Below are 23,886 nucleotides of genomic sequence, written 5' to 3'. Positions count from 1 at the left end.
CGTACGGCGCCGACGGAGGTCAGGCGGCCGCTTCGGCGGCCGCGCGGGTGCGGACGGTGCGGCGCAGCTCGCCGCGTACGGGTTTGCCGACGGGGGTGCGCGGGACGGCGTCGATCGCCTCGACCCGGCGGATCCGCTCGTAGGGCGCCAGGCGGGTGTTGGCGCGGGCGGCGATCTCCTCCAGTACGGCGGGCCCGGCGGCGGCGTGGTCGCGGAGCACGATGCCGGCCCAGGTGACCGATCCGTGCACGGCGTCGGGCCAGCCGACGACCGCGCACTCGGCGACCCGGGGGTCGGAGCCGAGGATCCGCTCGACCGCGCTGGGCGAGACGAGTTCGCCGTCGTGCAGGAACACGTCGCCGAGCCGGTCGACGAGGAACAGGTCCCCGTCGGGGCCGATCCGGCCGACGTCTCCGGTGGAGAACCAGCCGTCGGCGTCGCCGGCCGGTCCGTTCTCGTCGAGGTACCCGGCCATCAGCTGGGGTCCGCGCACCTGTACTTCGCCGGTCTCGCCGGGCCCCAGGGGCACCCCGGTCTCGGGGTGGACGATGCGGCACCCGGTCCCGGGGACGGGCGTGCCGACCGAGCCGGGCACCGGCCGGTCCGGGCTCTGCGAGTGGGTGAGCGGGGAGAGTTCGGCGAGGCCGTAGCCCTGGAGGACGGGTACGCCGAGCCGCTCGCCCAGGATCCGGGCGGCGTCCGGGGACAGGGCGCTGCCGCCGGACAGCACGACGCGCAGCCGGGGGCCGGCCGGGACGCCCGGGAGGGGTTCGGGGCCGTGCAGCCGCTCGTCGGCGGCGAGCCGGTGCAGGCGGGCGGGCAGCCCGTAGTAGTGGGTGGCTCCGCTGCTCTCGGCGAGCGCGAGGGAGGCGGCCGGCTCCGGGTCGGGGCACAGCACCTGGCAGGCGCCCGCGTACACGGCCGAGTTGAGGTGCATCGGCAGGTAGAGGGGGAGGTGGTTGAGGGTGACGGAGCCGGCGTCGAGGTGGTGGGCGGCGGCGGTCTGCGCGGCGTTGGCGACGAGGTTGCGGTGGGTCAGCCGGACGCCCTTGGGGCGGGCGGTGGTGCCGGTCGTGAACTGTACGCAGACCTCCGCGCCGGGGTCGAAGTCGTCGGGCCCGCCGGGGGCCGCCCGGCGGGTGGCCGCTGCGACGGCGTCCAGGACGAGGTCCACCGGGACGGTGTCCCCGGGGACGGGTTCGTCCCCGGCTCCGGTGACCAGGACGAGGGACAGGGAGGGCGGCCGGCTCTCGGCGTCGGCGAGGAGTTCGGCGGTGGCGCGGGGGACGATGGCCAGTTCCGCTCCGGCCGAGCCCAGCACCTTCACGAGGCGGGTCGGCGAGACGAGGGGGTTCAGCAGGACGACGGTGTTGCCGCTGCGGACGGTGCCGTAGTAGGCGGCGGGAAAGTCGGCGTCGAGGGTGCCCGCCACACCGACGCGGGCTCCGCGCCGGCCGACCGAGCACTCCAGGAAGGCGGCGATCCGGTCGGCGCGGGCGTCGAGTTCGCCGAAGGTCAGCGTCCGTCCGCCCACGCGGAGCGCGGGGGCGTCGGGGGCGCGTTCGGCGGCCCGGCGGAGCAGTCCGTCGAGTGACAGGTGCGGGAGGTGCGGCGGTTCCGGTTGGGCGAGGGCCGGCACGGCTCTGCTCCCCTCTGCGTTGGACGCTCCCGGTGACAGGGCCCTACCAAGGTCCGCGCCGGCGGTCGAGAGTCCCCGCAGAACGGCTTGAGCCCCGCTGGGGCGCGCCTTTCGGATCAGGCCGGGCCCGCCAGGGCCTTCACGAGGGCGCGGTCGGAGCCGGCGACGACCTTCGGCGGGTTCCAGCCGTACGCGGCCACGCGCCGGGCCACCTCGTCCGCGAAGGGCCGCGCGCCCGGGTACCCGCCGACGGCGACGGGTTCCCCGGCGGCCAGGGCGGGCGCCAGCGCGGCCAGGACGGCGGACGCGTCCGGGGCGGCGGCGAGCAGGGCCCGCGCCCCCCGGTGGCGTTCCGCGAGGCCGTCGTAGCAGTCCTCGGGGGCACCGGGCGGCGGGACCAGGCAGACCACCCCGGCCCCGGCCGCGGCGGCCGGGCGCAGCAGCCGGGCGGTCGGGCCGGGGTGCGGGGCGACCCGGGGTGCCGGTGCCCCGTGCAGGGGTGCGAGGGCCTCGGCGACGGTGGTGTCGGGCCCGGCCTCCAGGGGCAGCCGCCGCAGGAGCAGGGCGGTCTGCCAGAGCAGTTCGGCGGCGTCCCCGTCCGTGAGCCGGGTCCGGTCGTGCACGGCGGTCAGGGTCAGCCCGCCGTCGTGGTCGTGCCGGGCCGTGACGGCGACGGGCATCCCGGTGAGCGCCCCGACGCCCTCCACGGGCCCGGGCCCCGGCGACCCGGATGACCCCGACGGCCCCGACGGCCCCGACGGCATGGCGGGCCCTGACGCCCCCGACCACCCGGCAGACCCCGACGACCCCGCAGACCCCGACCACCCGGCAGGCCTGGCAGGCCCGGCAGGCCCGGCAGGCCCCGACCGTCCGACAAACCCCGACGACCCCTCATGCCCCGAAGGCCCCGCAGGCCCCGAGAGCCCCGGGGGCTCCGCGGCCGCCCGGGCCCACGGCGCGCCCGGCGGCCCGTCGCCCTCCGGCGGGAGGAACGTCAGCAGCGACTCCGTGCGCGGGGCCGCGGGGGCCCAGGACCGGATCTGTCCCGGCGAGACCCACTCGTACGCCGCGAGGTCTACGGCCCGGCCGGCCAGTTCGCCCAGCAGCACCGCCACCGTCGCCGCGGGGTGCACGTCCACCGCCACCGGCAGCGCGTTCCCGAGGGGGCCCGGCAGCTGTCCGGCCCCCTCCAGCGGGATGCCCCGCCCGGAGACGGCCGCCGAGAAGGCCACGGGCACCGCGCCCGGTGCGCCGGCGGAGCCCGCGCGGTACGACAGGAGGGCCCAGGCGGCGTGCAGGGCGGTGCTCTCGGCCGCGCCGAGCAGCGCGGCCCAGGCCCGCAGCCGGCCGGCCTCCGCCGGGGTGAGGCGCTGGCGGGTGCGGCCGTGCCCGCGCTGGTGGGTGGGCCCCCGGTCCAGGGCGGGCAGGGTGACGCTCCCGGCGGGCGGGGCGGCCCAGGTCCAGTACGCGCGGGCCGGGGCGAGGTCCCGGCCGCCCACCCAGCGCAGGTGGTCGCGCAGGTCGGGCCGGCGCTCGCCGCCCCGGGGCGGGCCCTCGGCGGCGTAGGCGCGGTGGAAGGAACGCAGCAGCTGGCGGACGCCGACCGGGTCCAGCAGGGCGCGGTGGTAGGTGAGCAGCACCCGCGTGCCGCCGTCCGCCGTGCCGAGCAGGGCGATCCGCAGCGGTCCGGGCCGCGTCAGGTCGAACTCGCGCATCCGCTCGGCGGCGAGCAGCGCCTCCCAGTCGCGCGGACCGGTGCCGCCGGGGCCGTGGTGGGTGATCAGCGGGGCCGCGTACGGGTGTACGGCGAACCGGGGCGCGGCGCCCGCCACCGGCTCGGCGAGCCCGGTGCGCAGGACGGCCTCCTGGTCGGTGACGGTCTGCCAGGCGCGGGCGAACCGCTCGGCTTCGAGCGGTCCGTGCCAGAGCCAGTGCAGCTGCTCGGTGTAGAGGCCCCGGCCGGGGTGGGTGAGGCCGTCGAGGAGGACGTCGAGCTGGAGGGGCGTGGCGGGGTGGGTCCACGGCCGGGGGGTGGCGGCCCGTGCGGCGGACGGCGGACGGCGGTCGCCGGGGGCCGCGTTCACCGCTGCGGGATCAGGGTGCGGACGGCGGTCTCCGCGTGCCGCCGGGCCAGGTGCAGGACGCGGGTGCTCGCGCCGCCCAGGGTGCGGCGTACGTGGTCGCGGGCCTGGGCGAGGTCGGCGCCGGGGCCGAGCACGGTCTCGACGTCGGCCTCGCGGAGCAGGACCTGGTGGGTGGCGACGGCGGTGACCCCGGTCTCGTCGGGGTTGACCGCCCATTCGCCGGTGTGCGCGGCCAGCAGGCGGGGGGTGCGGGTCTGCTTGAAGACGATCCGGCCGGCGTGCGGGAAACAGACGCGGACGGATTCGCTGGTCTCGGTGGTGCCGTCGGCGGCGCGGGTGTCCATGGCGAGCAGCTGGACGCCCTGCCGGTCCTCGACCACGTCGGCCCGGGTGATCTCGGGCAGGTGGACGGGCCAGTCGCCGGCCCGGTACAGGAAGTCGTAGACGAGCTCGGACGGGCCGTGGACGCGCACCGAGTCCTCGAAGGTCAGCAGGAGGCCGTCGAGCCTGGTCCAGAGTTCGGCGGTCTCCTTCAGCTGGTCCAGTTCGGCCCGGCTGTTGGTGTCGGTGGCCCGGGTGAGCCACTCCACGCCGGCGGGGTCGTCGTCGCGGACGGCGAACCGGTGCAGGAGGGTCAGCCTGGAGCGGTCGGGGCCCAGGTCCTCGACGGCCCAGCGGCCGCCCATGGAGGTCGCCGGGGGCGCCGGGACCTCCTGGTGGAAGTCGATGGTCCGCCGCCGGGAGTCCAGGGACCGCTGGGAGACCCATGAGGTGACCGTCCCGTTGGCGGTGGCCCACATGCCGAAGCGGTCCCGGGTCCCGTCGAAGTCCAGCCGCTCGACGTGGACGCTGGGCGGGACGAACAGCGGCCACTGGGTGGTGTCCGCGATCAGCGCGTAGACCACGCCCGCGGGGGCGGCCACGTCCACCGAATACGACGTGTGCTGCACACGCTCATCTGACATCGGATCACACCTCTCTCAACCTCTCTCCCGACCATCGCGGGCGTCGGCGGAGGAGTACTCGAAGGGTCCTGGACTCCGGCCGCACCGGCCGTCCACGACCCCTCGTGAGGGGTGGCGGTTCAGGCGGCGGCTTCGGCGGCCGCCCGCAGGCGCAGGCCGCGGCGCAGGGAGCGGCGCTCCGGCTTGCCGGCGGGGGTGCGCGGGACGGCGTCGAGGACCTCGACGCGGCGGATGCGCTCGTGCGGGGCGAGCTGTTCGTTGGCGGTCTCGACGATGGAGTCGAGTACGTCGAGGAGCCCGGGGGCGGCGGGGTCGGCGAGGACGATGCCGAGCCAGACGAGGGCTCCGTGGACGGGGTCGGGCCAGCCGACGACGACGCAGTCCTCGACGCGGGGGTCGTCGGCGAGGACGGCTTCGACGGCGGTGGGCGAGACGAGTTCGCTGTCGTACGAGAAGACGTCGTCGAGGCGGTCGGCGAGGAACAGTTCGCCGTCGGGGCCGATCCGGCCCGCGTCCCCGGTGGAGAACCAGCCGTCGGCGTCGGCCGGTGGTGCGTCGTCACCGAGGTAGCCGGCCATCAGCTGGGGTCCGCGCACCTGTACCTGGCCGGTCTCGCCGGGGCCGAGGGGGACGCCGGTGTCGGGGTGCGCGACGCGGCATTCGGTGCCGGGGACGGGCGCGCCGACGGTGCCGGTGCCGGTGCGGCCGTCGGGCCGCTGGGAGTGGGTGAGGGGGGAGAGTTCGACCATTCCGTAGCCCTGGAGCACGGGTACGCCGAGCCGTTCGGCCAGCAGCCGGGCGTCGGCGGGGGCGAGGGCGCTGCCGCCGGAGAGGACCACGGTGAGGCGTTCGGGGCGGCCGGGGAGGGGGTGCGGCAGGCCGTCGCCGCGGGGGCCTTCGGCGAAGCGGACGTCGGCGGCGAGCTGGTGCAGGCGGGCGGGGAGCGTGTAGAGGTGGGTGGCTCCGGTGCGGTCGGCCAGGGCGAGGGCCGCGGTGGGGCGCGGGGAGGGGCACAGGACCTGGCAGGCGCCCGCGTACACGGCCGAGTTGAGGTGCATCGGGTAGTAGACCGGCAGGTTGTTCAGGGTGACCGAGCCCGCGTCGAGGTGGTGGGCGGCGGCGGTCTGCGCGGCGTTGGCGACGAGGTTGCGGTGGGTCAGCCGGACGCCCTTGGGGCGGCCCGTGGTGCCGGTGGTGAACTGGACGCAGGCTTCCGTGTCCGGGTCGAAGGGCTCGGTGGGGCGGGACGCGGGGCGCGGCGCGGAGTCCAGGGCGACGCACAGCGGGACGGCGTCGGCGGGCACGATCCCGTCGGGTGCGTCGGTGACGACGACCGCGCGGAGCAGGGGCAGCCGGTCGGCGGTCTTGACGAGGAGTTCGGCGGTGGCGGTGGGGACGAAGGCGATCTCGACGCGGGCGTCCTCGCACATGTGGCGCAGCCCGGCGGCCCGGACGAGCGGGTTGAGGAGGACTGCGGTGTTGCCGCTGCGCAGGGTGCCGTACCAGGCGGCGGCGAACTCCTCGTCCAGGGTGTTGGCGATGCCGACGCGGGCTCCGCGCCGGCCGAGGGCGTGCTCCAGGTAGGCGGCGTAGCGGTCGGCCCGGGCGTCGAGTTCGGCGTAGGTGCGCATGCCGTGGGCGGTGCGGACGGCGCAGGCGGCGGGGTCGCGCAGCGCGGCCCGTCGCAGCAGCCCGTCGAGGGGCGGTTCCGGGTATCTGAAGATCGGCACGGCGCTGTCCTCCTGATCGGGGCTGATCCCGGCGTACCACGGTCCTCATGACCGGTTGAGGCCGCTTGGAAGGTCACTGGAACCGGCCCCGCGCCGGCGGCCGCCGCCGGGTCGGGCGTGCGCGTACGCGTGCCCGTGCCGGCGGCGGGCGCCGGCGCGGCGGGGCCGTGCCGGGGCCGTGCGGGGCGGGTCAGGGGGCCCGGAGCACCATGGCCGCGTTGAAGCCGCCCCGGCCGCGGGCCAGGACGAGGGCGGTGCGCAGCCGTTCGGGCCTGCGGACCTCGGTGACCAGGTCGATCGGGCAGTCCTCGGCGGGCGGGCCGGTGTTGACGGTGGGCGGGATGACCCCGTCCCGGAGGGAGAGGAGGGCGGCGGCGAGGTCGAGGGAGGAGCCGCCGGAGGCGAGCCGGCCCGTCATGGTCTTGGGGGCGGTCACGGGGACCGCGTGCTCCCCGAAGAGGTCGGCGATGGCGCGGGCCTCGTCCCGGTCGGCGTCGCGGCGTCCGGCGGCGTCGGCGAAGACCACGTCGACGTCGGCGGGGGTGAGCCCGGCGTCGCGCAGGGCGAGCGCGGCGGCGGCGCCGAGGCGGGGGGCGCCGCCGGAGCCGGGCGGCGGGTCGAAGGTGGCGGCGTACCCGGAGACGGTGCCGTAGGGTTCGGCGCCGCGTTCCCGGGCGGCGTCGGCGTCCTCCAGGACGAGGAGGGCGCCGCCCTCGCCGACGACGTGTCCGTCGGCTTCGGCGGAGAAGGGCCGGTAGGCGCGGGCGGGGTCCTCGGCGGTGGTCAGCTCGCCGGTGGCGAGGTGGGCGGCCCAGCCCCAGGGGCAGAGCGAGGAGTCCATGCCTCCGGTGACGACGAGCCGGATGCCCTTGCGGATCTGGCGGCGGGCCTGGGCGACCGCGTCGAGGCCGCCGGCCTGTTCGCTGACGATGACGCTGTTGGGGCCGCGCATGCCGTTCTTGATGGAGATCTGGCCGCTGTTGACGGCGTAGAACCAGGCGAAGGACTGGTACGCGCTGACGTACTGGCCGCCCTTGCTCCACAGGGCCTCCAGCTCGCGCTGGCCGAACTCGTAGCCGCCGGCGGAGTTGGAGGTGATCACCCCGGCGGCGAAGTCGGGCAGCCGCGCCGGGTCCGCGTCCGCGTCGGCGAGGGCTTCGTCGGCGGCGGTGAGGGCGAGCCGGGTGACCTGGTCGGTCTGCGGGAGCAGCCGGCTGGGCAGGTGCTCGGCGGCGTCGAAGCCGGGGACCTCGCCGGCGAGCTTGGCCGGGTACTGGGCGGCGTCGAAGCGGGTGAGGGGGCGGATGCCGTTCTCGCCGCGCAGGACGGCGGCCCACCAGGCCTCGGTGCCCAGGCCGTTCGGGGCGGCGACGCCGATGCCGGTGACGACCGGTGCGGCGGGGGCGGTGGCGGGCACGGCGGGGGCGGGGGCCGTGTCGGTGGCGGTGGCGGCGCTCATGCGGCATCTCCCAGACGCGGGCGGGTCAGGATCATGGCGCTCTGGAAGCCGCCGAAGCCGCTGCCGACGGTGAGCACGGTGTCGGTGCGGTGCTCGCGGGCGGTCAGCGGGATGTAGTCCAGGTCGCAGGTCGGGTCGGGGGTGCGCAGGTTCGCGGTCGGCGGGACCGTGTTGTGCTCGATGGCCAGGGCGCTGGCGGCGACCTCCAGGGAGCCGATGGCGCCGAGGGAGTGGCCGATCATCGACTTGATGGAGCTGACCGGGACCTCGTAGGCGCGCTGTCCGAGGCTGCGCTTGAAGGCGGCCGTCTCATGCCGGTCGTTCTGCTTGGTGCCGGAGCCGTGGGCGTTGACGTAGTCGACGGCGGAGGCGGGCAGCCGGGCCTCGTCGAGGGCGACGGTGATGGCCTCGGCCATCTCGCGGCCCTCGGCCTTCAGGCCGGTCATGTGGTAGGCGTTGCCGCGGCTGGCGAAGCCGGCGATCTCCGCGTAGACGTGGGCGCCGCGCCGGCGGGCGCTCTCCAGCTCCTCCAGGACGAGGACCGCCGAGCCTTCGCCGAGGACGAAGCCGTTGCGGGTGGCGTCGAAGGGGCGGGAGGCGGTCTCGGGGTCGTCGTTGCGCGGCGAGGTGGCCTTGATGGCGTCGAAGCAGGCCACGGTGATGGGCGAGATGGGGGCCTCGGTGGCCCCGGTGACCATCACGTCGGCGCTGCCCTCGCGGATCAGCTCGACGGCGTGGCCGATGGAGTCGAGCCCGGAGGTGCAGCCGGTGGACACGAGGGAGACGGGTCCCTGGGCGCCGACCCGCCAGGCCACTTCGGCCGCCAGCGAGCTGGGGACGAAGTAGTCGAAGAGGTGGGGGACGGCGAGGGTGTGGTCCACCTGCCAGGTGGAGCCGCCCCGGCTGACGGCGTCGTACTCGACGTCCAGGCCGGTGGTGCAGCCCACCGCGCTGCCGAGCGTGACGCCCGTGCGCGTCGGGTCCAGGGCGGCCGGGTCGAGGCCGCTGTCGCGGACCGCCTCGTCGGCGCTGACCAGGGCGAACTGCGCGGCCCGGTCGAGGCGTGCGACGTCCTCGGGGGTGAAGCCGTGGGCGAGCGGGTCGAAGTCCACTTCGGCGGCGATCCGGGAGCGGAAGCCCGAGGCGTCGAAGAGGCTGATGGCGCGGGTCGCGGTGCGCCCGGAGGTGAGCCGGGCCCAGTACGCCTTGGTGCCCACTCCCCCGGGTGCGACCACGCCGATCCCGGTGATGACGACGCGTCGGTTCATGGGGTGTCCTTCACGGTGAGTCCTTCTTCTGAGCCGGCTTCGGCGAGCCGTGTCCGCACGGCCCTGCGCAGGGAGCCGATGACGGCGGCCACGTCCTCGTCGCTGAGGCCGGGGTGCAGGGGCAGGCGTACGGTGCGGTCGACGGCCCAGTCGCAGGCGGGCAGCCGGGGCGCGGGGGGCTCCCCGGCGGTGTCCTGGGGCGGGAACCGGTGCAGGGGGGCGTAGTGGGAGGTGGTGTCGATCTCCTCCGCGAGGAGGTCGCCGACGACCTTGTCCTTGATGGCGGGGTCGAGCTGCACCCAGTACAGGCAGTGGGTGGTCTCCTGGCCCTCGGGCAGCGGCGGGGGCGTCAGCAGTCCCTCGGTGCCGGCCAGTTCCCGGTCGTAGCGCTCGGCGATGCGGGTGCGCCGCTCCACCATCTCGGGGAGGCGGCGCAGCTGTACCTGGCCGATGGCGGCGGTCAGGTCGTTGCCGACGATGCCGCGGCCGTATTCGGGCGGGGGCGTCCGGCCGGCGGCGGAGTCCACGGCGGCGTGGCCGAAGCTGGTGGCCCGGACCAGGCCGCGCTGGGCGAGGAGCCTGGTGCGCGCGGCCCGTTCGGGGTCCTTGGCGTACACCATGCCGCCGTCTCCGGTGACGATGACCCGGCCGGGGTCGAAGCTCCAGACGGCCAGGTCGCCGAAGGTGCCGGCGGGTACGCCGCCGACGCTGGAGGCGACGGAGCAGGCGCCGTCCTCGATCAGGAGGACGCCCAGTTCGCGGCAGCGGGCGGCGATGCGGACGACGTCGCCGGTGCGGCCGCCGTAGTGCAGCAGGAGGACGGCCCGGGTGCGTTCGGTGAGGACGGCCTCGATGTCCGCCAGGCAGGGGTTGAGCGTGCGGCGGTCCACGTCGCAGAAGACGGGGCGGCCGCCGCGTCCGGCCACGGCCTCGGCGGTGGCGGGCAGGACGATGGAGGGCAGGACGACCTCGTCGCCCTCCCGGAGGTCGAGGGTCTCGACGGCCAGGTGGAGGGCGGTGGTGCCGGAGCTGGTGAACACGACGTGGTCGGCGGGGATCCCCAGGTGGTCGGCGAAGGCCTCCTCGAAGGCCCTGGTGCGCCGGCCGCTGCCGAGCCGGCGATCGTGGAACACCCCGGCGACCGCGTCGAGTTCCTCCGCCCCGACCTGGGGCTGAAAAAGGTTGATCATGGTCGCCTCTCGCGTACGGGTGTCGGTCCGAGCTTGTGAAGAGCCGCTCGACGGCTTCTGGAGCGGTGGTGGTCCCCCTCCCCGGGGCGCGTGCGGCCCAGGGCCCTTCGAGCTCCGCTCCATCGGGGTGCCCCAGGCTCCGCGTGCGTCGCCATCCGAGATTCGCCGAGGAGTTCACATGCCGGAGCAGGACCAGGGCCAGGACCGGGACCAGGGCCAGACCAAGCGCGTTGCCGTCGTCACGGGCGCGACCAGCGGTATCGGCCTGGAAGTGGCCCGCACGCTGGCCTCCTCGGGCCACCGGGTGTTCATCGGAGCCCGGGACGCGGACAACGTCGCCCGGACGGTCGGGGAGCTGACAGCCGAGGGGCTGGAGGTCGACGGCGCGAGCCTCGACGTCCGCAGCGGGGAGGACGTACGGGCCTGGATCGAGGCGGCCGTGGAGCGGTTCGGCACCATCGACGTGGTGGTCAACAACGCCGGCCGCTCGGGCGGCGGGGTCACCGCGGACATCGCCGACGAGCTGTGGAACGACGTCATCGAGACCAACCTCAACAGCGTTTTCCGCGTCACCCGCGAGGCCCTGAACGCGGGCGGCCTGCGCGCCAAGAACCGCGGCCGGATCATCAACATCGCGTCCACCGCCGGGAAGCAGGGCGTGGTCCTGGGCGCCCCCTACTCGGCGTCCAAGCACGGCGTGGTGGGCTTCACCAAGGCGCTGGGCAACGAGCTGGCGCCGACCGGGATCACGGTCAACGCCGTCTGCCCCGGCTACGTCGAGACGCCGATGGCGGAGCGCGTGCGGCAGGGCTACGCCGCCGCCTACGACACCACCGAGGAGGCCGTCCTGGAGAAGTTCCGGGCCAAGATCCCCCTCGGCCGGTACTCCACGCCGCAGGAGGTCGCCGGGCTGGTGGGCTACCTGGCCTCCGACACGGCCGCCTCGATCACCTCGCAGGCCCTCAACGTCTGCGGCGGCCTCGGCAACTTCTGAGGCGCCCGGCCGGCGGCCTCTCCGGCGGCCCGGCCGGGCCGTCCGGCCCTCAGGCCCGGGCCGGCTCCCTGCGGGAGACCGGGCCGAGCAGGCCCGCCTGGAGCTGCTGGAGCTCCGCCGAGGGCTCCAGGCCCAGTTCGTCGGCGAGCAGCCCGCGCACCTTCTGGTAGGCCTGGAGGGCGTCCGCGCGGCGGCCGGCGGCGCCGAGCGCGGAGATGAGCCGGCTGTGGAACCACTCGTTGAGCGGGTAGTCGTTGATGAGTTTGCGCAGCTCGGGGATGGACTCGCGGTGCCGGCCGAGGCGCTCCTGCGCCTCGATGCGGGTTTCGAAGGCCCTGATGCGCAGTTCCTCCAGGTGCACGACGTGTCCGGCGAGGACGTCGCCGGCGGGGAAGTTCGACAGGGCCGGCCCGCGCCAGAGGTCGAGGGCCTGGCGGACGGTGCGCAGGGCCCGGGCCGGTTCGTCCTCGGCGAGTTCGTGGCGGGCCCGGGTGACGAGCCGTTCGAAGATCCGGACGTCGACGTCGGAGTCGTCGACCTGGATCGCGTAGCCGGGCGGGCTGGTGACGATCAGGCAGCGGTCGGCGGGGACCAGCCGCTCCTGCGTGAACATCCGGCGGGCGTGGTAGACGTACGTCTGGAGCGTGGTGACGGCGCTGCGCGGCGGGTTCTCCCCCCACAGCTCCCGGATGAGGGCCTCGGCCGTGACGATCTCCCCGGGCCGGGTGAGCAGCAGCGCGAGCGTCTGGCAGACCTTCGGGGTTCCCGGCTGGTAGATCCTGCCGTCGTCGGTGACGATCTCGAAGGGGCCGATGAGATTGAAGCGCATGGACGATGACTCCTCATCAGCAAGGACGCGGATGTCTGAAATTACGAAAAGTCTCTTGTGCGGCGAATGCGCACGTCAACGGGTGTTGTGTCAGAACGCGGTCAAGCTCCGTCAGGTTTGAGCCACCACGGCCGATTCCCCTCCGTCCGCCCGCCGGGAGGGGCGGACGGACGGAGGGGCGCAGCGGCCGCCCTCAGGCGATGGAGGCGGCCCGCCGGACCGCCTCCAGCAGCTCCGCCTGGCGCAGGACGGCCGGGTCCGGGGCGGCCCCGGTACGGACCGCCGCGGCGAAGGCGGCGACGGTGGCGAGCACCTGGTCGGCCGGGGGCAGGGCGATCTCCTCGGTGCCGGTGCGGCGTTCGAGGCGGACCTGCGACGGATGCCCGGCGGGCGGGGTGAAGGCCCGGTCGACGATGACGCGCCCTTCGCTGCCCGTGATCTCGTAGGCGCTGCGGTAGCCGTGGTCGAGGCCGAAGGCGAGCTGCGCGGTGACCCCTCCGGGGGTGCGCAGCAGTGCCGTGCCGGCCGTGTCGACGGCCCGGCCGGGGCCGCCGTGCACCAGGACGGCGCCCACCGCCTCCAGCCGGTCCCCGAGGAAGTGCAGGGCGGCCCGGACGGGGTAGACGCCGTTGTCCCACAGGGCGCCGCCGCCGAGGGCGGCGTCGTAGCGGATGTCCGTGCCGGGCAGCCGTGGGATGGTGAACTCCGCACGGAAGGAACGGAGTTCACCGATCGCGCCGTCCTCCAGGAGCCCCCGCACCGCGGCGTGCTGGGGGTGGTGGACGAACATGACGTTCTCCCTCAGCACCCTCCCGGTGCTCTCGGCCAGGGCCAGGAGCCGCCGGGTGGCCGCGAGGTCGGTGGTGAGCGGCTTCTCCGCGAGGACGTGCTTGCCCGCGCGCAGGGCCGCCTCCACCCATTCGGCGTGCAGGGCCGCCGGGAGCGGCACGTACACGGCGTCGACGTCGTCCCGTTCCAGGAGTTCCCGGTAGCCGGTGACGGCGGCGCAGCCGGCCTCCCCGGCCGTGGCGCGGGCCTTGGCGGCGTCGCGGCTGGCGACCGCGACGAGTTCCGTGCCGGGGCACTCGCGCAGGGCGGGCAGCATCCGGCGGCGGGCGATGTCCGCGCAGCCGAGCACGCCGACGCGCACGGGCTCCGTCACAGGCGCACCGCGCCCGAGGTGAGGCAGGAGAGCAGGGTGCGCGCCTGCACGTTGACGTAGTGGTTGTGCCGCAGCAGGGTGCTGAGCTGTCCCGGGGTCGCCCACAGGTAGCCGGGCGGCGCGTCGAGCGGGGCCTGGTCCTCGTCGGCGTCGAGGAACAGGTAGCGGCTCTCGGCGTTGAGGAACCGGCCGCCCTCCTCCGAGTGGAGCGCCTCGTAGCGGATCCGGGCGGGATCGGCGCCGAGCACGAGGTCGAGGAAGGGCGGGCGCTCCGCCTCAGGCAGGTGCGCGTAGTTCCACGGGGTGTACTGCACGGTGGGGCCGAGCTCGATGGTGTCGGCGAAGCCGCCCTCGACGCGGGCGTGCGCCAGCAGGTGCGGGACGCCGCCGATGCTGCGGGTCAGGAAGGCGGTGACGCCCGTGCCCCGGGGCTCGAACAGCGGCTGCGACCAGCTGGCGACCTCGCGGCTGCCGGCCTGTACGCCGACGGCGACGACGTCGAAGTAGCGGCCTTCCTCGTGCTCGATGGTCCGCTCGCCGTGCTTCCAGTCCGGGATGCCGGCGAGCGGCACGCGTTCGGCGCTCACGTCGTGCCGGGTGCGCTCCCTGGTGAACCAGGACAGCAGCTCGGTGTCGGAGTGGTACGAGCGTCCCTCGGGGTCCGCGACGGGGGCGCAGGCCAGGACGGTGCGCGCGTCCATGTTGATGACGTTGTCCTGGCGCAGCAGCTCGCCGATCTGGCCGAGGGTCAGCCAGCGGAAGTCGTCGTGCTCGGGCACCTCGCCGACGGCCTCGACGAGCATGTTGCGGTTGCTCTTGCGGTAGAACCACGAGCCGTGCTCGGACTGGAGGACGTCGGCGAGCACCCGGCCGCGGCCGGGCTGCGTGAAGTACTCGACGTAGCGGACGTCGGCGCCCTTGTGGGCCTTGGTGTAGTTGCTGCGGGTGGCCTGCACCGTGGGCGACAGCTGGAGCAGGTTCCGGTTGCCGGGCTCCATCTTGGCCTGCATGAGGAAGTGCAGGACGCCGTCGAACTCCTTGACCAGGATGCCGAGGATGCCGACCTCGGGCTGGCGGATGATCGGCTGGTGCCACTGCTGTTCGACGCCGTCGGTGGTGCTGGACACGCGCAGGCCCTCGACGGTGAAGAACTTCCCGCTGCGGTGGCCGAGGTTGCCGGTGTCCGGGTCGAAGGACCAGCCGTCGAGTTCCGCGAAGGGGATCCGGTCCACCTGGAAGCGGTGTGCGCGTCGGCGTTCCTCCAGCCAGTCGTGCACGTCCGGGGTGCCGGCCGGGGCCGAGGCGGCCGAGGCGGCCGCGGCGGACGCGGCGGCCGACCGGGCGAGGCGCTCCGGGAGGTCCGCGTCCACGCGGGGGTGCAGGGCCGGCCCGGTACGGCCGGGGAGGCCGTCGGCAGCCGTCACGAGTGGGCCCCCACGAACTCCTTGACCGAGGCGATGACGTAGTCGAGCATCTCGTCGGTCAGGGCCGGGTAGACGCCGACCCAGAAGGTCTGGTCGGTGATGACGTCGCTGTTGGTGAGGTCGCCGACGATGCGGTGGGGCTGGCCGATGTAGGCGGGGTGGCGGGTCAGGTTGCCCGCGAAGAGGCGCCGCGTGCCGATCTTGCGGTCCTCCAGGAAGTCCACGAGGGCGGCCCGCGTGTAGGGGGCTCCGGGGTCCACGGTGAGGGCGAACCCGAACCAGCTCGGGTCGCTGCGCGGGGTGGCCTCGGGCAGGATCAGGTGCGGGACCCCGTCGAGGCCCTCGCGCAGCCGGCGCCAGTTGCGGCGGCGGGCGTCGCAGAACTCGTCGAGCTTGTCGAGCTGGGTCAGGCCCAGGGCCGCCTGGATGTCGGTGGCCTTCAGGTTGTAGCCCACGTGCGAGAAGATGTACTTGTGGTCGTAGCCCTCGGGGAGGGTGCCCATCTGGTAGTCGAAGCGCTTGAGGCACTTGTTGGTCTCGCCCGGCTCGCACCAGCAGTCCCGGCCCCAGTCGCGCAGGGACTCCACGATCCGCGCGAGCGCCAGGTTCGAGGTCAGCACGCAGCCGCCCTCGCCCATGGTCAGGTGGTGGGCCGGGTAGAAGCTGACGGTGGTGATGTCGCCGAAGGTGCCGGTCAGCTGTCCGTCGTAGGTGGAGCCGACCGCGTCGCAGTTGTCCTCGATGAGGTACAGGCCGTGGTCCTCGGCGAGCTGGGCGATCTCGGCGACCTCGAAGGGGTTGCCGAGCGCGTGCGCGATCATGATCGCGCGGGTCTTCGGGCCGATGGCGGCGGCCACCCGGTCGGCGGTGGTGTTGTAGGTGCCGAGTTCGACGTCGACGAAGACGGGGACGAGCCCGTTCTGGATGATCGGGTTGACGGTGGTCGGGAAGCCGGCGGCCACCGTGATCACCTCGTCGCCGCGGCGCAGCCGACGGTCCTCCAGGAGGTGCGAGGTGAAGGCCGTCATGGCCAGCAGGTTCGCCGAGGAACCGGAGTTGACCAGGTGCGCCTTGCGGCGCTTGAGCTTGCGGGCGAAGCGCGATTCGAAGCGGCGCGAGCTGGGGCCCGCGGCGATCCGCATCTCCAGGGCGGCTTCCACGATCGCGGTGCGGTCGTGCTCGTCGAGGACGGCTCCGGCGGGCCAGATCTCGGTGGTGCCGGGCACGAAGGGCCGGTCGTCCTGTGCGTCCTGGTGGAACTTGACGGTCTCATCGAGGATGAGTCCCTTGTGGACGTTCATGCCGGGGTCCCTTCACGGCCTTCGGGGCCGGTGTTGTCGGTTCGGTGCTTGACGGCCTTCCACCAGCCGGGGTTGTCGCGGTACCAGGCGACGGTGTCGGCGAGGCCCTGTTCGAAGGGGACGCGCGGCGCGTACCCGAGCTCCTCGCGGATCTTGGTCTCGTCGAGGGCGTAGCGCAGGTCGTGGCCCTTGCGGTCGGCGACCCGGCGCACCGAGGACGCGTCGGCGCCGCACAGGGCGAGCAGCCGCTCGGTGATGTGCACGTTGGTCTGCTCGTTGCCGCCGCCGATGTTGTAGACCTCGCCGGCCCGGCCCCGGTCCAGGACCAGGGCGATGGCCCGGCAGTGGTCGTCGACGTGCAGCCACTCGCGGACGTTGCGCCCGTCGCCGTAGAGGGGGACCTGTTCGCCCTCCAGCAGGTTGGTGACGAAGAGCGGGATCAGCTTCTCGGGGTGCTGGTACGGCCCGTAGTTGTTCGAGCAGCGGGTGATGGAGACGTCGAGGCCGTGCGTGCGCCAGTAGGAGCGCGCGATCAGGTCGGAGGAGGCCTTGGAGGCGGCGTACGGGGAGTTGGGCTGGAGCGGCCACTCCTCGGTCCAGGCGCCCTCGGCTATGGAGCCGTAGACCTCGTCGGTGGAGACGTGGACCACGCGCCGGACCCCGGTGGCCAGGCAGGCGTCCAGCAGGGTCTGGGTACCGCCGACGTTGGTGCGGACGAACTCGGCCGCGGAGTGCACGGACCGGTCGACGTGGGACTCGGCCGCGAAGTGCACCACCGCGTCGTGGCCGGGCAGCAGCCCGCGCAGCAGCGTCTCGTCGCAGATGTCGCCGCGGACGAAGTCCAGCCGGGGGTGGGCGGCCGGCAGGTTGTCCCGGTTGCCCGCGTAGGTGAGCTTGTCGAGGACCGTGACCCGGGTCTCCTCGTGTCCGGGGTATCCGCCGTCGAGCAGGGTCCGGACGAAGTGCGAGCCGATGAAACCGGCTCCGCCGGTGACCAGCAGCCTCATACCGCCTCCTCGAAGCGTGTCCGTCCGAGGACGAGGTCTGTCATGTCGTTTCTCCTTGGAAGGGAGGGAAGGGGGTGGTGGGAGAGGCCGGGCTCACTGCGGGGGGTTGCCGTGCTTGCGGGCGGGCAGGTCGGCGTGCTTGGCGCGCAGCATGTCCAGGGAGCGGACGAGCACCGCGCGGGTCTCTCGGGGGTCGATGACGTCGTCGACGAGGCCGCGTTCGGCCGCGTAGTACGGGTGCATCAGCTGGTCCTTGTACTCGGCGATGCGCTGCGCGCGGACGGCCTCGGGGTCCTCGGCGGCGGCGATCTCGCGCCGGAACACCACGTTGGCGGCGCCCTCGGCGCCCATCACCGCGATCTCGTTGGTGGGCCAGGCCAGTGCCAGGTCGGCGCCGATGGAACGCGAGTCCATGACGATGTACGCGCCGCCGTAGGCCTTGCGCAGGACCAGGGAGATCCGCGGCACGGTCGCGTTGCAGTACGCGTACAGCAGCTTGGCGCCGCGCCGGATGATGCCGTTGTGCTCCTGGTCCACGCCCGGCAGGAAGCCGGGCACGTCGACCAGGGTGACCAGCGGGATGTTGAAGGCGTCGCAGAACTGGACGAACCGTGCGCCCTTCTCGGAGGCCTCGATGTCGAGCACGCCCGCGCTGGCCATCGGGTTGTTGGCGACGATGCCCACGACGTGTCCGTCGAGGCGGGCCAGCGCGCAGACCAGGTTCGCCGCCCAGGCCGGGTGCACCTCGAAGTAGTCGCCGTCGTCGACGACCTCCTCGATCACCGCGCGGACGTCGTACGCCTGGCCGGGCTGTACCGGGACCAGGTCCAGCAGCGCCTCGCAGCTGCGGTCGGCCGGGTCGCCGGAGCGTTCGACGGGGGCCAGCTCCCGGTTGTTGGAGGGGAGCAGCCCCAGCAGGTAGCGGACCTCGGCGATGCAGCTCTCCTCGTCGTCGTACGCGAAGTGCGCGACGCCCGAGACGGCGGAGTGGACGTCGGCGCCGCCGAGGCCGTTCTGGGTGATCTCCTCGCCTGTGACGGCCTTGACGACGTCCGGGCCGGTGATGAACATCTGCGAGGTCTCCCGGACCATGAACACGAAGTCCGTCAGCGCCGGGGAGTACGCGGCGCCGCCCGCGCAGGGCCCGAGCATGACGGAGATCTGCGGGATGACCCCGGAGGCCCTGGTGTTGCGCTGGAAGATGCCGCCGTAGCCCGCCAGCGCCGAGACGCCCTCCTGGATGCGGGCGCCCGCGCCGTCGTTGAGGGAGACCAGCGGGGCACCCGCCGCCTCGGCCATGTCCATGATCTTGTGGATCTTCGCGGCGTGGGCCTCGCCCAGCGCCCCGCCGAAGATCCGGAAGTCGTGCGCGTAGACGAAGACGGTCCGGCCGTCGACCGTCCCCCAGCCGGTGACCACACCGTCCGTGTGGGGCTTCTTCGCCTCCAGCCCGAAACCGGTGGCCCGGTGCCGGCGCAGCTGCTCGACCTCGGTGAAGGAGCCCTTGTCCAGCAGCAGCGCGATCCGCTCGTGCGCGGTCAGCTTGCCCTTGGCGTGCTGGCGCTCGGTCGCGCCCTGGTCGCCGCTGCGCGCGGACTCCTTGATCCCATTGAGCTCTTCGGTGCGGGACCGGATCGTGTCGTCCGCTCTGGACATGCGTGTTCCACCTTTCCTGTGGGGCGGGGGCCGTGGGGCGGGGGCCCGTGGCTCGTGGCCGCGGGCCGCGGGGCGGCGCCGGAGCGGTTGCTCCGGCGCCGGTGTCAGGCCTGGTAGGGGTTCTTGGCCCGGCCCTCGCGCAGGGTCGTGGCCCACCAGGCGAGCTGGTCGAGGAGCACCTTGGCCGCGTTCGCCGGCCCCTGCGCGTCCTTGGGCCGGCCGTCCTCGCCGAACTGCTCCCACGCCGAGTGGAAGCTGACGGCGTCGCGGACGGTGACGGCGTGCAGCTCGGCGAAGATCGGCCGGAGCTGCTCGACCGCGCGCAGGCCGCCCGCGAGGCCCCCGTAGGAGACGAAGCCGACCGGCTTGGCGCGCCACTGGGTGTAGTGCCAGTCGATGAGGTGCTTGAGCGAGGCCGGGAAGCTGTGGTTGTACTCCGGCGTCACGACCACGTACGCGTCGGCCTGTTCGAGGCGCGGCGAGATCCCGGCGAGCGCTTCGGCGGTCTCCGGGGAGGGCTCGTTCGACAGGGCGGCCGGCAGGTCGTGGTCCGCCAGGTCGATCACGTCGACGACGAGGTCCTCCCGCTGCCGGGCCTCAGCGGCGAACCACTCGCCGGGTACCGGTCCGAAGCGGCCCTCGCGGACGCTGCTGATGATGACGGCCAGCCGCAGGGCTTCGCCCGGCTGAGTGTTCGACATGGTCTGTCCTTTCCTGGACGGTTCGGTGTGGTGGAGGGCGTCGGGCGCGGGACCGGCGCTCAGGCCCGGCTCTCGGCGTAGGCCTTGGCGTGGCCGAGGGTGGCGCGGCTGTTGTTGCTGACCGCGGTGCGCACGTACTCCTTGGCGTCCTCGACGGTGGCCTGCTCGCCGAGGACCGCGGCGATGTTGGCGGTGTTGAGGGTGATGGTGTGCTGCGAGGAGGCGGCCACGCCCTCGGCGTTCTCGGCGAAGGTCCAGTAGCCGGTGTGCAGGGTCATCAGCGCGGGCAGCGTGGTCTGCTTGTAGGCGATCTTCTGGTGGGGGAAGGTGACCCGGTAGGACTTGGTGGTGTACAGCGAGCCGTCCTTGGCCCGGCTGTCCATCTCCAGTTCCTGCAGCCCCGGCGTGTCCTCCACCATCCGGACCGTCGCCACGTGCGGGAGGCGCTCCTCCCAGCGGTCGGCCTCGTTGACGAAGTCGTAGACGTCCTTCGCGGACCCGTTGATCTGCACGGTGTCCTCGAAGGAGAACGTCAGGTCCTCCGCCGCGTGCGCCAGCTCGACGTTCGTCTTCAGCGCGGCCAGCTCGGTCTTCGAGTTGCGGTCCACGGCCTCGTCGATCCACGCCAGGCTGTCGGCGTCGTCGTCCACGGCCCGGTAGTCGTGCAGCAGGCGCACGCGGGACTCGCCCTCGCCGAGGGGCTCGATGATCCAGGTGCCGCCCATGGCGGCGATCGGCGGTGCCGGGATCTCCTGGCGGAAGGTGATCCGCAGGCCCTCGGGGTCCAGGGTGCGGCGGGAGGTCCAGTTCTTGGCCTGGCCGTTGGCCGTCGCCCAGATGCGGATGCGCTCCTCGTTCTCCCCGGTCGGGGTGTGGTCGACGTAGATGGTCGGCGGGAAGATCCGCGGCCAGTTGGTGACCTCTGCGATCAGGCGGTAGACGGCGGCGGCCGGGGCCGAGATCGTGATCTCGTGCTCGACCTCGCGCAGGCCGGGCTGCGGCATGCTCGTGGCTCCTTGGGAGTGGGGACGGTTCGGCGGGCGGATCGCGGTGCGATCGGCAAGGACGGCCGCCGCGCCTGGGCGGCGGCCACGGTGCTGCTCCAGGACGCCCGGCCGGCTCCTGCCCGGCCCGGCGGGCACCCCCCTGTCCGGAGGGGCCGCGGACCCGGGCAGGAGCTGCGCCGGGGGGAGGGCCTAGGCGCCGACGGCGACCTTGAGGCTCTCGTTGATGGCCTCGACCAGGGAGCGCGGGGTGCTGTGGTCGCTGAAGATGTCGTCGTCGAGCGTGATCCCGAACTCGCGCTCGATGCGTCCGCCGGTCTCCAGCAGCGCCAGCGACTCGTAGCCCAGGGACTCGAAGTCGGTGTCGAGGATGTCGCCGTCGAGGTCGACCCCCTCGTCGGCGCCGGCACCCTCCAGGAGGATGCGCTTGAGGTCCTCGAAGGTGAATTCCTGCTTGGACAAGATGGATCCCTTTCATCGGTATTCCGCGGCCGGGGGATTTCGGCCGCGGGGCGGAGAGAACGCCCGCCGCGGTCGGGGGAAGGCGACGGCGGCGGGCGCCGGCTTGGGGCCGTCAGTCGACGGCGCGCAGGAGGGCGGCGGAGTTGAAGCCGCCGTGGCCGCGGGCCAGGACGAGCGCGGAGCGCACGGACGCGGTCCGGGGGCGGCCGGTGACGAGGTCGATGTCGTGGGCGGGGGAGGGTTCGACGTTGGCGGTCGGCGGGATCAGCCCCTCGCGCATGGCGAGGACCGCGCAGACCACGTCGACGGGGGCGCCGCCCGCGCTGAGCCGTCCGGTCGCCGCCTTCGGTACGGTGACCGGCACCCCCCGCGGACCGAACACCGCGGTGATGGCCTCGGCCTCTTCCCGGTCCAGGCGCGGGACGCCGGCGCCGTCGGCGAAGACGACGTCGACCTCTGCCGGGTGACAGCCGGCGTCGGCCAGTGCGCCCTCGATGGCCCGCCGCAGGCCCGGCTCACGCCCGCTGCCCGGGCGGGGGTCGAGCGTGGCCGCGTACCCGGCGAACTCGCCGTACACGGTGCGCCCGTCCCTGGCCCGGACGCTGTGCTCGTCCTCCAGGAGGACCATGGCGCCACCCTCGCCCGGGACATATCCGGACGCCGCCCCGTCGAAGGGAAGGTAGGCGCGGTCGGGGTCGGTGGCCGTGGTGATGCCGCCGCCGGCCAGGTGCGCGGCCCAGCCGAGGGAGCAGATGGAGGCGTCGAAGCCGCCGGTGGCGATGAGCCGGCCGCCCTTGCGGAGCCGGCGCCGGGCGTGGGCCAGCGCGTCCAGGCCGCCCGCCTGGTCGCCGACGAGGACGCCGACGGGGCCGCGCAGGTCGTTGCGTACGGATATCTGGCCGCTGTTGACGGCGTAGAACCAGGCGAAGGACTGGTACGCGCTGACGTGCTTGGCGCCCTGCCCCCACATCTTGCGCAGCTCGCGCTCGCCGAACTCGGCGCCGCCGGAGCCGGCGGCGGTCACGACGCCCATGTCGCGGGGGTCGATCTCGCCGGGGGTGATGCCCGCGTCGGTGAAGGCGCAGTCGGTGGCGATGAGGGCGAGCTGGGTGACCCGGTCGGTCTGCGGCACCAGCCGTCCGGGGAGGTGGTCCGCGGCCTCGAAGCCGTGGATCTCGCCCGCCAGACGTGCCGGGAAGGAAGAGGCGTCGAAGCGGGTCACCGGGCCGATCGCGTTCTTCCCGATCCGCGTCGCCGCCCAGAAGTCCTCCACGCCCATGCCGGTCGGCGAGGCCACACCGATACCGGTGATCAGGGTCCTGCCGCTGCTCATGGCGTCCTCCTGTCCGGCCGGGCCAGCACCATCGCGCTCTGGAACCCGCCGAAACCGCTGCCCACCGTCAGCACCGCGTCCGTGCGCTGCTCCCGCGCCACCACCGGCACGTAGTCCAGGTCGCAGTCCGGGTCACGCGTGCGCAGGTTCGCCGTCGGAGGCACCACGTGGTGTTCCATCGCCAGTAGCGAGGCGGCGATCTCCAGTGACCCGACCGATCCCAGCGAGTGCCCGATCATCGACTTGATCGAGCTCACCGGTGTGGCGTACGCGTGCGCGCCGAGCGCCAGCTTGTAGGCGGCGGTCTCGTGGGCGTCGTTCTGCTTGGTGCCCGAGCCGTGGGCGTTGACGTAGTGCAGGTCCGCCGGGTTCAGCCGTGCTTCGTCCAGTGCCAGCGTGATGGCGTCCGCCAGCTCCCGTCCGTCGGGGCGCAGGCCCGTCATGTGGAAGGCGCTGGAGCGGGAGGCGTAGCCGGCGATCTCGGCGTAGACGTGCGCGCCCCGGGCGCGGGCCGCCTCCAGCTCCTCCAGCACGAACACCGCCGCGCCCTCGCCCAGCACGAACCCCTTCCGGGTCGCGTCGAACGGCCGCGAAGCCCGCTCCGGATCGTCGTTCAACGTCGTCGTCGCCTTGATCGCGTCGAAACACGCCAGCGTCAACGGGGTGATCGGCGCGTCCGTCGCACCCGCCACCATCACGTCCGCACTGCCCTCACGGATCAGATCCACCGCATGCGCCACCGAATCGATCCCCGACGTGCAACCCGACGACACCACCGTCGCCGGCCCCTCCGCACCCACCGCCCACGCCACCTCCGTCGCGAACGAACTGGGCATGAAGTGGTCGTAGAGGCGGGGTGTCACCCGCGTGTGGTCGACCACCGCGAGCCGGCCGTCGTCGGCGGCCGCGCGGTACTCGGCGTCGAGGCTGCCGATGGCGCCCATCCCGGTGCCGATGCTGACGCCGGTCCGGTACGGGTCCAGGGCGGCGAAGTCGACGCCGCTGTCGGCGACGGCCTCCCGCGCGGCGACCACCGCGAACTGGGCGGCACGGCCCATGCGCCGGATCTCGTCCGGCGCGAGCCCGTTCAGCTCGGGGTCGAAGTCGGCCTCGGCGGCCACCTTGGAGCGGAAATCGGCGGGGTCGAAGTGGGTGATGCCCCTGGTCGCCGTACGCCCCGAGCTCAGCAGGCTCCAGAAGTTCTTGGTGCCGATGCCGCCCGGTGCCAGCACCCCGATCCCCGTGACCACTACCCGGCGAGCCACCGGCCCGGCCCTCCCCTCGTGTCGGACTGGCCGGGCATCACTCGGACGCCGTCCAGTCGTAGAAGCGCGTGGCCATCGCGTCGGCCGGGGTGCGCCAGGTCTCCGGGTCGTACGGCTGGATGAACGGCTTCAGGTCCTGGCTGATCTTCATGAACCGCGGATCCGTGCGGGCGTCCTGGATGCGCTCGCCGCCGTCGTCCTCGGCGAAGTCCTGGAGGTGGAAGTAGAGGCCCTGGTACGTGAACAGGCGCCGGCGCAGCGTGCCCATGCGCTCCGGCATGTCCGTCCTGTCGAACTCGGCGAAGAGCCGCGCGACTTGGTCGCTCGACATACCGTCCATCCGGGCGACGATCAGGTTGCTGTGCTGCATCTGGTTCCTTTTCCATGGCTGGGGGCGAGGTGCGGGCCTCGTG

At 73.9% G+C, this 23,886-nt stretch carries 20 protein-coding genes; 1 reads left to right on the top strand and 19 read right to left on the bottom strand.

The window, feature by feature from the left end:
• Positions 1 to 19 precede the first annotated feature (19 nt).
• The 7 genes from OG553_RS37955 to OG553_RS37925 form a co-directional block, all read right to left on the bottom strand.
• Entirely contained in the window at positions 20 to 1,639 is a 1,620-nt protein-coding gene (locus OG553_RS37955) for an AMP-binding protein (RefSeq protein ID WP_331719232.1), read from the bottom strand.
• Between the two features lie 116 nt (positions 1,640 to 1,755).
• A complete protein-coding gene (locus OG553_RS37950; protein ID WP_331719231.1) occupies positions 1,756 to 3,723 on the bottom strand; it encodes a condensation domain-containing protein in 1,968 nt (655 codons plus the stop codon).
• Positions 3,720 to 4,688, bottom strand: a complete 969-nt coding sequence (locus OG553_RS37945; RefSeq protein ID WP_331719230.1) for an aromatase/cyclase — start codon at positions 4,686 to 4,688, stop codon at positions 3,720 to 3,722. Before OG553_RS37945 ends, OG553_RS37950 begins: the two co-directional genes overlap by 4 nt.
• 119 nt (positions 4,689 to 4,807) lie before the next feature.
• Entirely contained in the window at positions 4,808 to 6,418 is a 1,611-nt protein-coding gene (locus OG553_RS37940; RefSeq protein ID WP_331719229.1) for a class I adenylate-forming enzyme family protein, read from the bottom strand.
• 190 nt (positions 6,419 to 6,608) lie between these two features.
• Positions 6,609 to 7,877 (bottom strand): ketosynthase chain-length factor, encoded by a 1,269-nt coding sequence (locus tag OG553_RS37935; protein ID WP_331719228.1) that lies wholly within the window; start codon positions 7,875 to 7,877, stop codon positions 6,609 to 6,611.
• Complete coding sequence (locus tag OG553_RS37930; RefSeq protein ID WP_331719227.1) at positions 7,874 to 9,145, bottom strand: beta-ketoacyl-[acyl-carrier-protein] synthase family protein; 1,272 nt, start codon at positions 9,143 to 9,145, stop codon at positions 7,874 to 7,876. The genes OG553_RS37935 and OG553_RS37930 overlap by 4 nt, the downstream gene beginning before the upstream one ends.
• Positions 9,142 to 10,335, bottom strand: coding sequence for a DegT/DnrJ/EryC1/StrS family aminotransferase (locus OG553_RS37925; protein ID WP_331719226.1), 1,194 nt, complete (start codon positions 10,333 to 10,335; stop codon positions 9,142 to 9,144). The genes OG553_RS37930 and OG553_RS37925 overlap by 4 nt, the downstream gene beginning before the upstream one ends.
• A 178-nt stretch (positions 10,336 to 10,513) precedes the next feature.
• On the opposite strand from OG553_RS37925, the gene fabG reads away from it, so the two are divergent.
• Positions 10,514 to 11,329: a 3-oxoacyl-ACP reductase FabG gene (fabG, locus tag OG553_RS37920; RefSeq protein WP_331719225.1), complete on the top strand. Its 816-nt coding sequence runs from the start codon at positions 10,514 to 10,516 to the stop codon at positions 11,327 to 11,329.
• A gap of 49 nt (positions 11,330 to 11,378) precedes the next feature.
• Here the strand turns inward: fabG and OG553_RS37915 are convergent, their stop codons facing one another.
• The 12 genes from OG553_RS37915 to OG553_RS37860 all read right to left on the bottom strand — a co-directional run bounded on the left by OG553_RS37915 (position 11,379) and on the right by OG553_RS37860 (position 23,843).
• A complete protein-coding gene (locus OG553_RS37915; protein WP_331719224.1) occupies positions 11,379 to 12,158 on the bottom strand; it encodes an AfsR/SARP family transcriptional regulator in 780 nt (259 codons plus the stop codon).
• Positions 12,159 to 12,351: 193 nt separating this feature from the next.
• A complete protein-coding gene (locus tag OG553_RS37910) occupies positions 12,352 to 13,320 on the bottom strand; it encodes a Gfo/Idh/MocA family oxidoreductase (RefSeq protein WP_331719223.1) in 969 nt (322 codons plus the stop codon).
• A complete protein-coding gene (locus OG553_RS37905; protein ID WP_405983269.1) occupies positions 13,317 to 14,744 on the bottom strand; it encodes an NDP-hexose 2,3-dehydratase family protein in 1,428 nt (475 codons plus the stop codon). The genes OG553_RS37910 and OG553_RS37905 overlap by 4 nt, the downstream gene beginning before the upstream one ends.
• On the bottom strand, positions 14,741 to 16,045 hold the full coding sequence (gene rfbH, locus OG553_RS37900; protein WP_331719222.1) for a lipopolysaccharide biosynthesis protein RfbH: 1,305 nt from the start codon (positions 16,043 to 16,045) through the stop codon (positions 14,741 to 14,743). The genes OG553_RS37905 and rfbH overlap by 4 nt, the downstream gene beginning before the upstream one ends.
• Positions 16,042 to 17,052, bottom strand: a complete 1,011-nt coding sequence (rfbB, locus tag OG553_RS37895) for a dTDP-glucose 4,6-dehydratase (RefSeq protein ID WP_331719221.1) — start codon at positions 17,050 to 17,052, stop codon at positions 16,042 to 16,044. Before rfbB ends, rfbH begins: the two co-directional genes overlap by 4 nt.
• A 93-nt stretch (positions 17,053 to 17,145) precedes the next feature.
• Positions 17,146 to 18,708 (bottom strand): acyl-CoA carboxylase subunit beta, encoded by a 1,563-nt coding sequence (locus OG553_RS37890; RefSeq protein ID WP_331719220.1) that lies wholly within the window; start codon positions 18,706 to 18,708, stop codon positions 17,146 to 17,148.
• Positions 18,709 to 18,812: 104 nt separating this feature from the next.
• A complete protein-coding gene (locus tag OG553_RS37885; protein ID WP_331719219.1) occupies positions 18,813 to 19,409 on the bottom strand; it encodes an NAD(P)H-dependent oxidoreductase in 597 nt (198 codons plus the stop codon).
• Between the two features lie 59 nt (positions 19,410 to 19,468).
• The gene (locus tag OG553_RS37880) at positions 19,469 to 20,413 is read right to left on the bottom strand and encodes an aromatase/cyclase (protein WP_331719218.1); all 945 of its coding nucleotides are present in this window, start codon (positions 20,411 to 20,413) and stop codon (positions 19,469 to 19,471) included.
• A 192-nt stretch (positions 20,414 to 20,605) separates the two neighbouring features.
• Complete coding sequence (locus OG553_RS37875) at positions 20,606 to 20,875, bottom strand: acyl carrier protein (RefSeq protein WP_331719217.1); 270 nt, start codon at positions 20,873 to 20,875, stop codon at positions 20,606 to 20,608.
• A 112-nt stretch (positions 20,876 to 20,987) separates the two neighbouring features.
• Positions 20,988 to 22,208, bottom strand: a complete 1,221-nt coding sequence (locus OG553_RS37870; protein ID WP_331719216.1) for a ketosynthase chain-length factor — start codon at positions 22,206 to 22,208, stop codon at positions 20,988 to 20,990.
• Entirely contained in the window at positions 22,205 to 23,473 is a 1,269-nt protein-coding gene (locus OG553_RS37865; protein ID WP_331719215.1) for a beta-ketoacyl-[acyl-carrier-protein] synthase family protein, read from the bottom strand. The genes OG553_RS37870 and OG553_RS37865 overlap by 4 nt, the downstream gene beginning before the upstream one ends.
• A 37-nt stretch (positions 23,474 to 23,510) precedes the next feature.
• Positions 23,511 to 23,843, bottom strand: a complete 333-nt coding sequence (locus OG553_RS37860) for a TcmI family type II polyketide cyclase (protein ID WP_331719214.1) — start codon at positions 23,841 to 23,843, stop codon at positions 23,511 to 23,513.
• Positions 23,844 to 23,886: the final 43 nt, after the last annotated feature.

The sequence above is a fragment of the Streptomyces sp. NBC_00158 genome (genome assembly GCF_045160885.1).
Lineage (GTDB): Bacteria > Actinomycetota > Actinomycetes > Streptomycetales > Streptomycetaceae > Streptomyces.
This window is presented reverse-complemented; position numbering and strand designations above follow the sequence as displayed.

What these genes read in the sequence shown, in the direction of transcription:
- rfbB (WP_331719221.1), bottom strand. Translation starts at nt 17,052, where the DNA reads ATGAGGCTGCTGGTCACCGGCGGAGCCGGTTTCATCGGCTCGCACTTC.
- OG553_RS37915 (WP_331719224.1), bottom strand. Translation starts at nt 12,158, where the DNA reads ATGCGCTTCAATCTCATCGGCCCCTTCGAGATCGTCACCGACGACGGC.
- rfbH (WP_331719222.1), bottom strand. Translation starts at nt 16,045, where the DNA reads ATGAACGTCCACAAGGGACTCATCCTCGATGAGACCGTCAAGTTCCAC.
- OG553_RS37930 (WP_331719227.1), bottom strand. Translation starts at nt 9,145, where the DNA reads ATGAACCGACGCGTCGTCATCACCGGGATCGGCGTGGTCGCACCCGGG.
- OG553_RS37880 (WP_331719218.1), bottom strand. Translation starts at nt 20,413, where the DNA reads ATGCCGCAGCCCGGCCTGCGCGAGGTCGAGCACGAGATCACGATCTCG.
- OG553_RS37890 (WP_331719220.1), bottom strand. Translation starts at nt 18,708, where the DNA reads ATGTCCAGAGCGGACGACACGATCCGGTCCCGCACCGAAGAGCTCAAT.
- fabG (WP_331719225.1), top strand. Translation starts at nt 10,514, where the DNA reads ATGCCGGAGCAGGACCAGGGCCAGGACCGGGACCAGGGCCAGACCAAG.
- OG553_RS37885 (WP_331719219.1), bottom strand. Translation starts at nt 19,409, where the DNA reads ATGTCGAACACTCAGCCGGGCGAAGCCCTGCGGCTGGCCGTCATCATC.
- OG553_RS37870 (WP_331719216.1), bottom strand. Translation starts at nt 22,208, where the DNA reads ATGAGCAGCGGCAGGACCCTGATCACCGGTATCGGTGTGGCCTCGCCG.
- OG553_RS37925 (WP_331719226.1), bottom strand. Translation starts at nt 10,335, where the DNA reads ATGATCAACCTTTTTCAGCCCCAGGTCGGGGCGGAGGAACTCGACGCG.
- OG553_RS37935 (WP_331719228.1), bottom strand. Translation starts at nt 7,877, where the DNA reads ATGAGCGCCGCCACCGCCACCGACACGGCCCCCGCCCCCGCCGTGCCC.
- OG553_RS37860 (WP_331719214.1), bottom strand. Translation starts at nt 23,843, where the DNA reads ATGCAGCACAGCAACCTGATCGTCGCCCGGATGGACGGTATGTCGAGC.
- OG553_RS37945 (WP_331719230.1), bottom strand. Translation starts at nt 4,688, where the DNA reads ATGTCAGATGAGCGTGTGCAGCACACGTCGTATTCGGTGGACGTGGCC.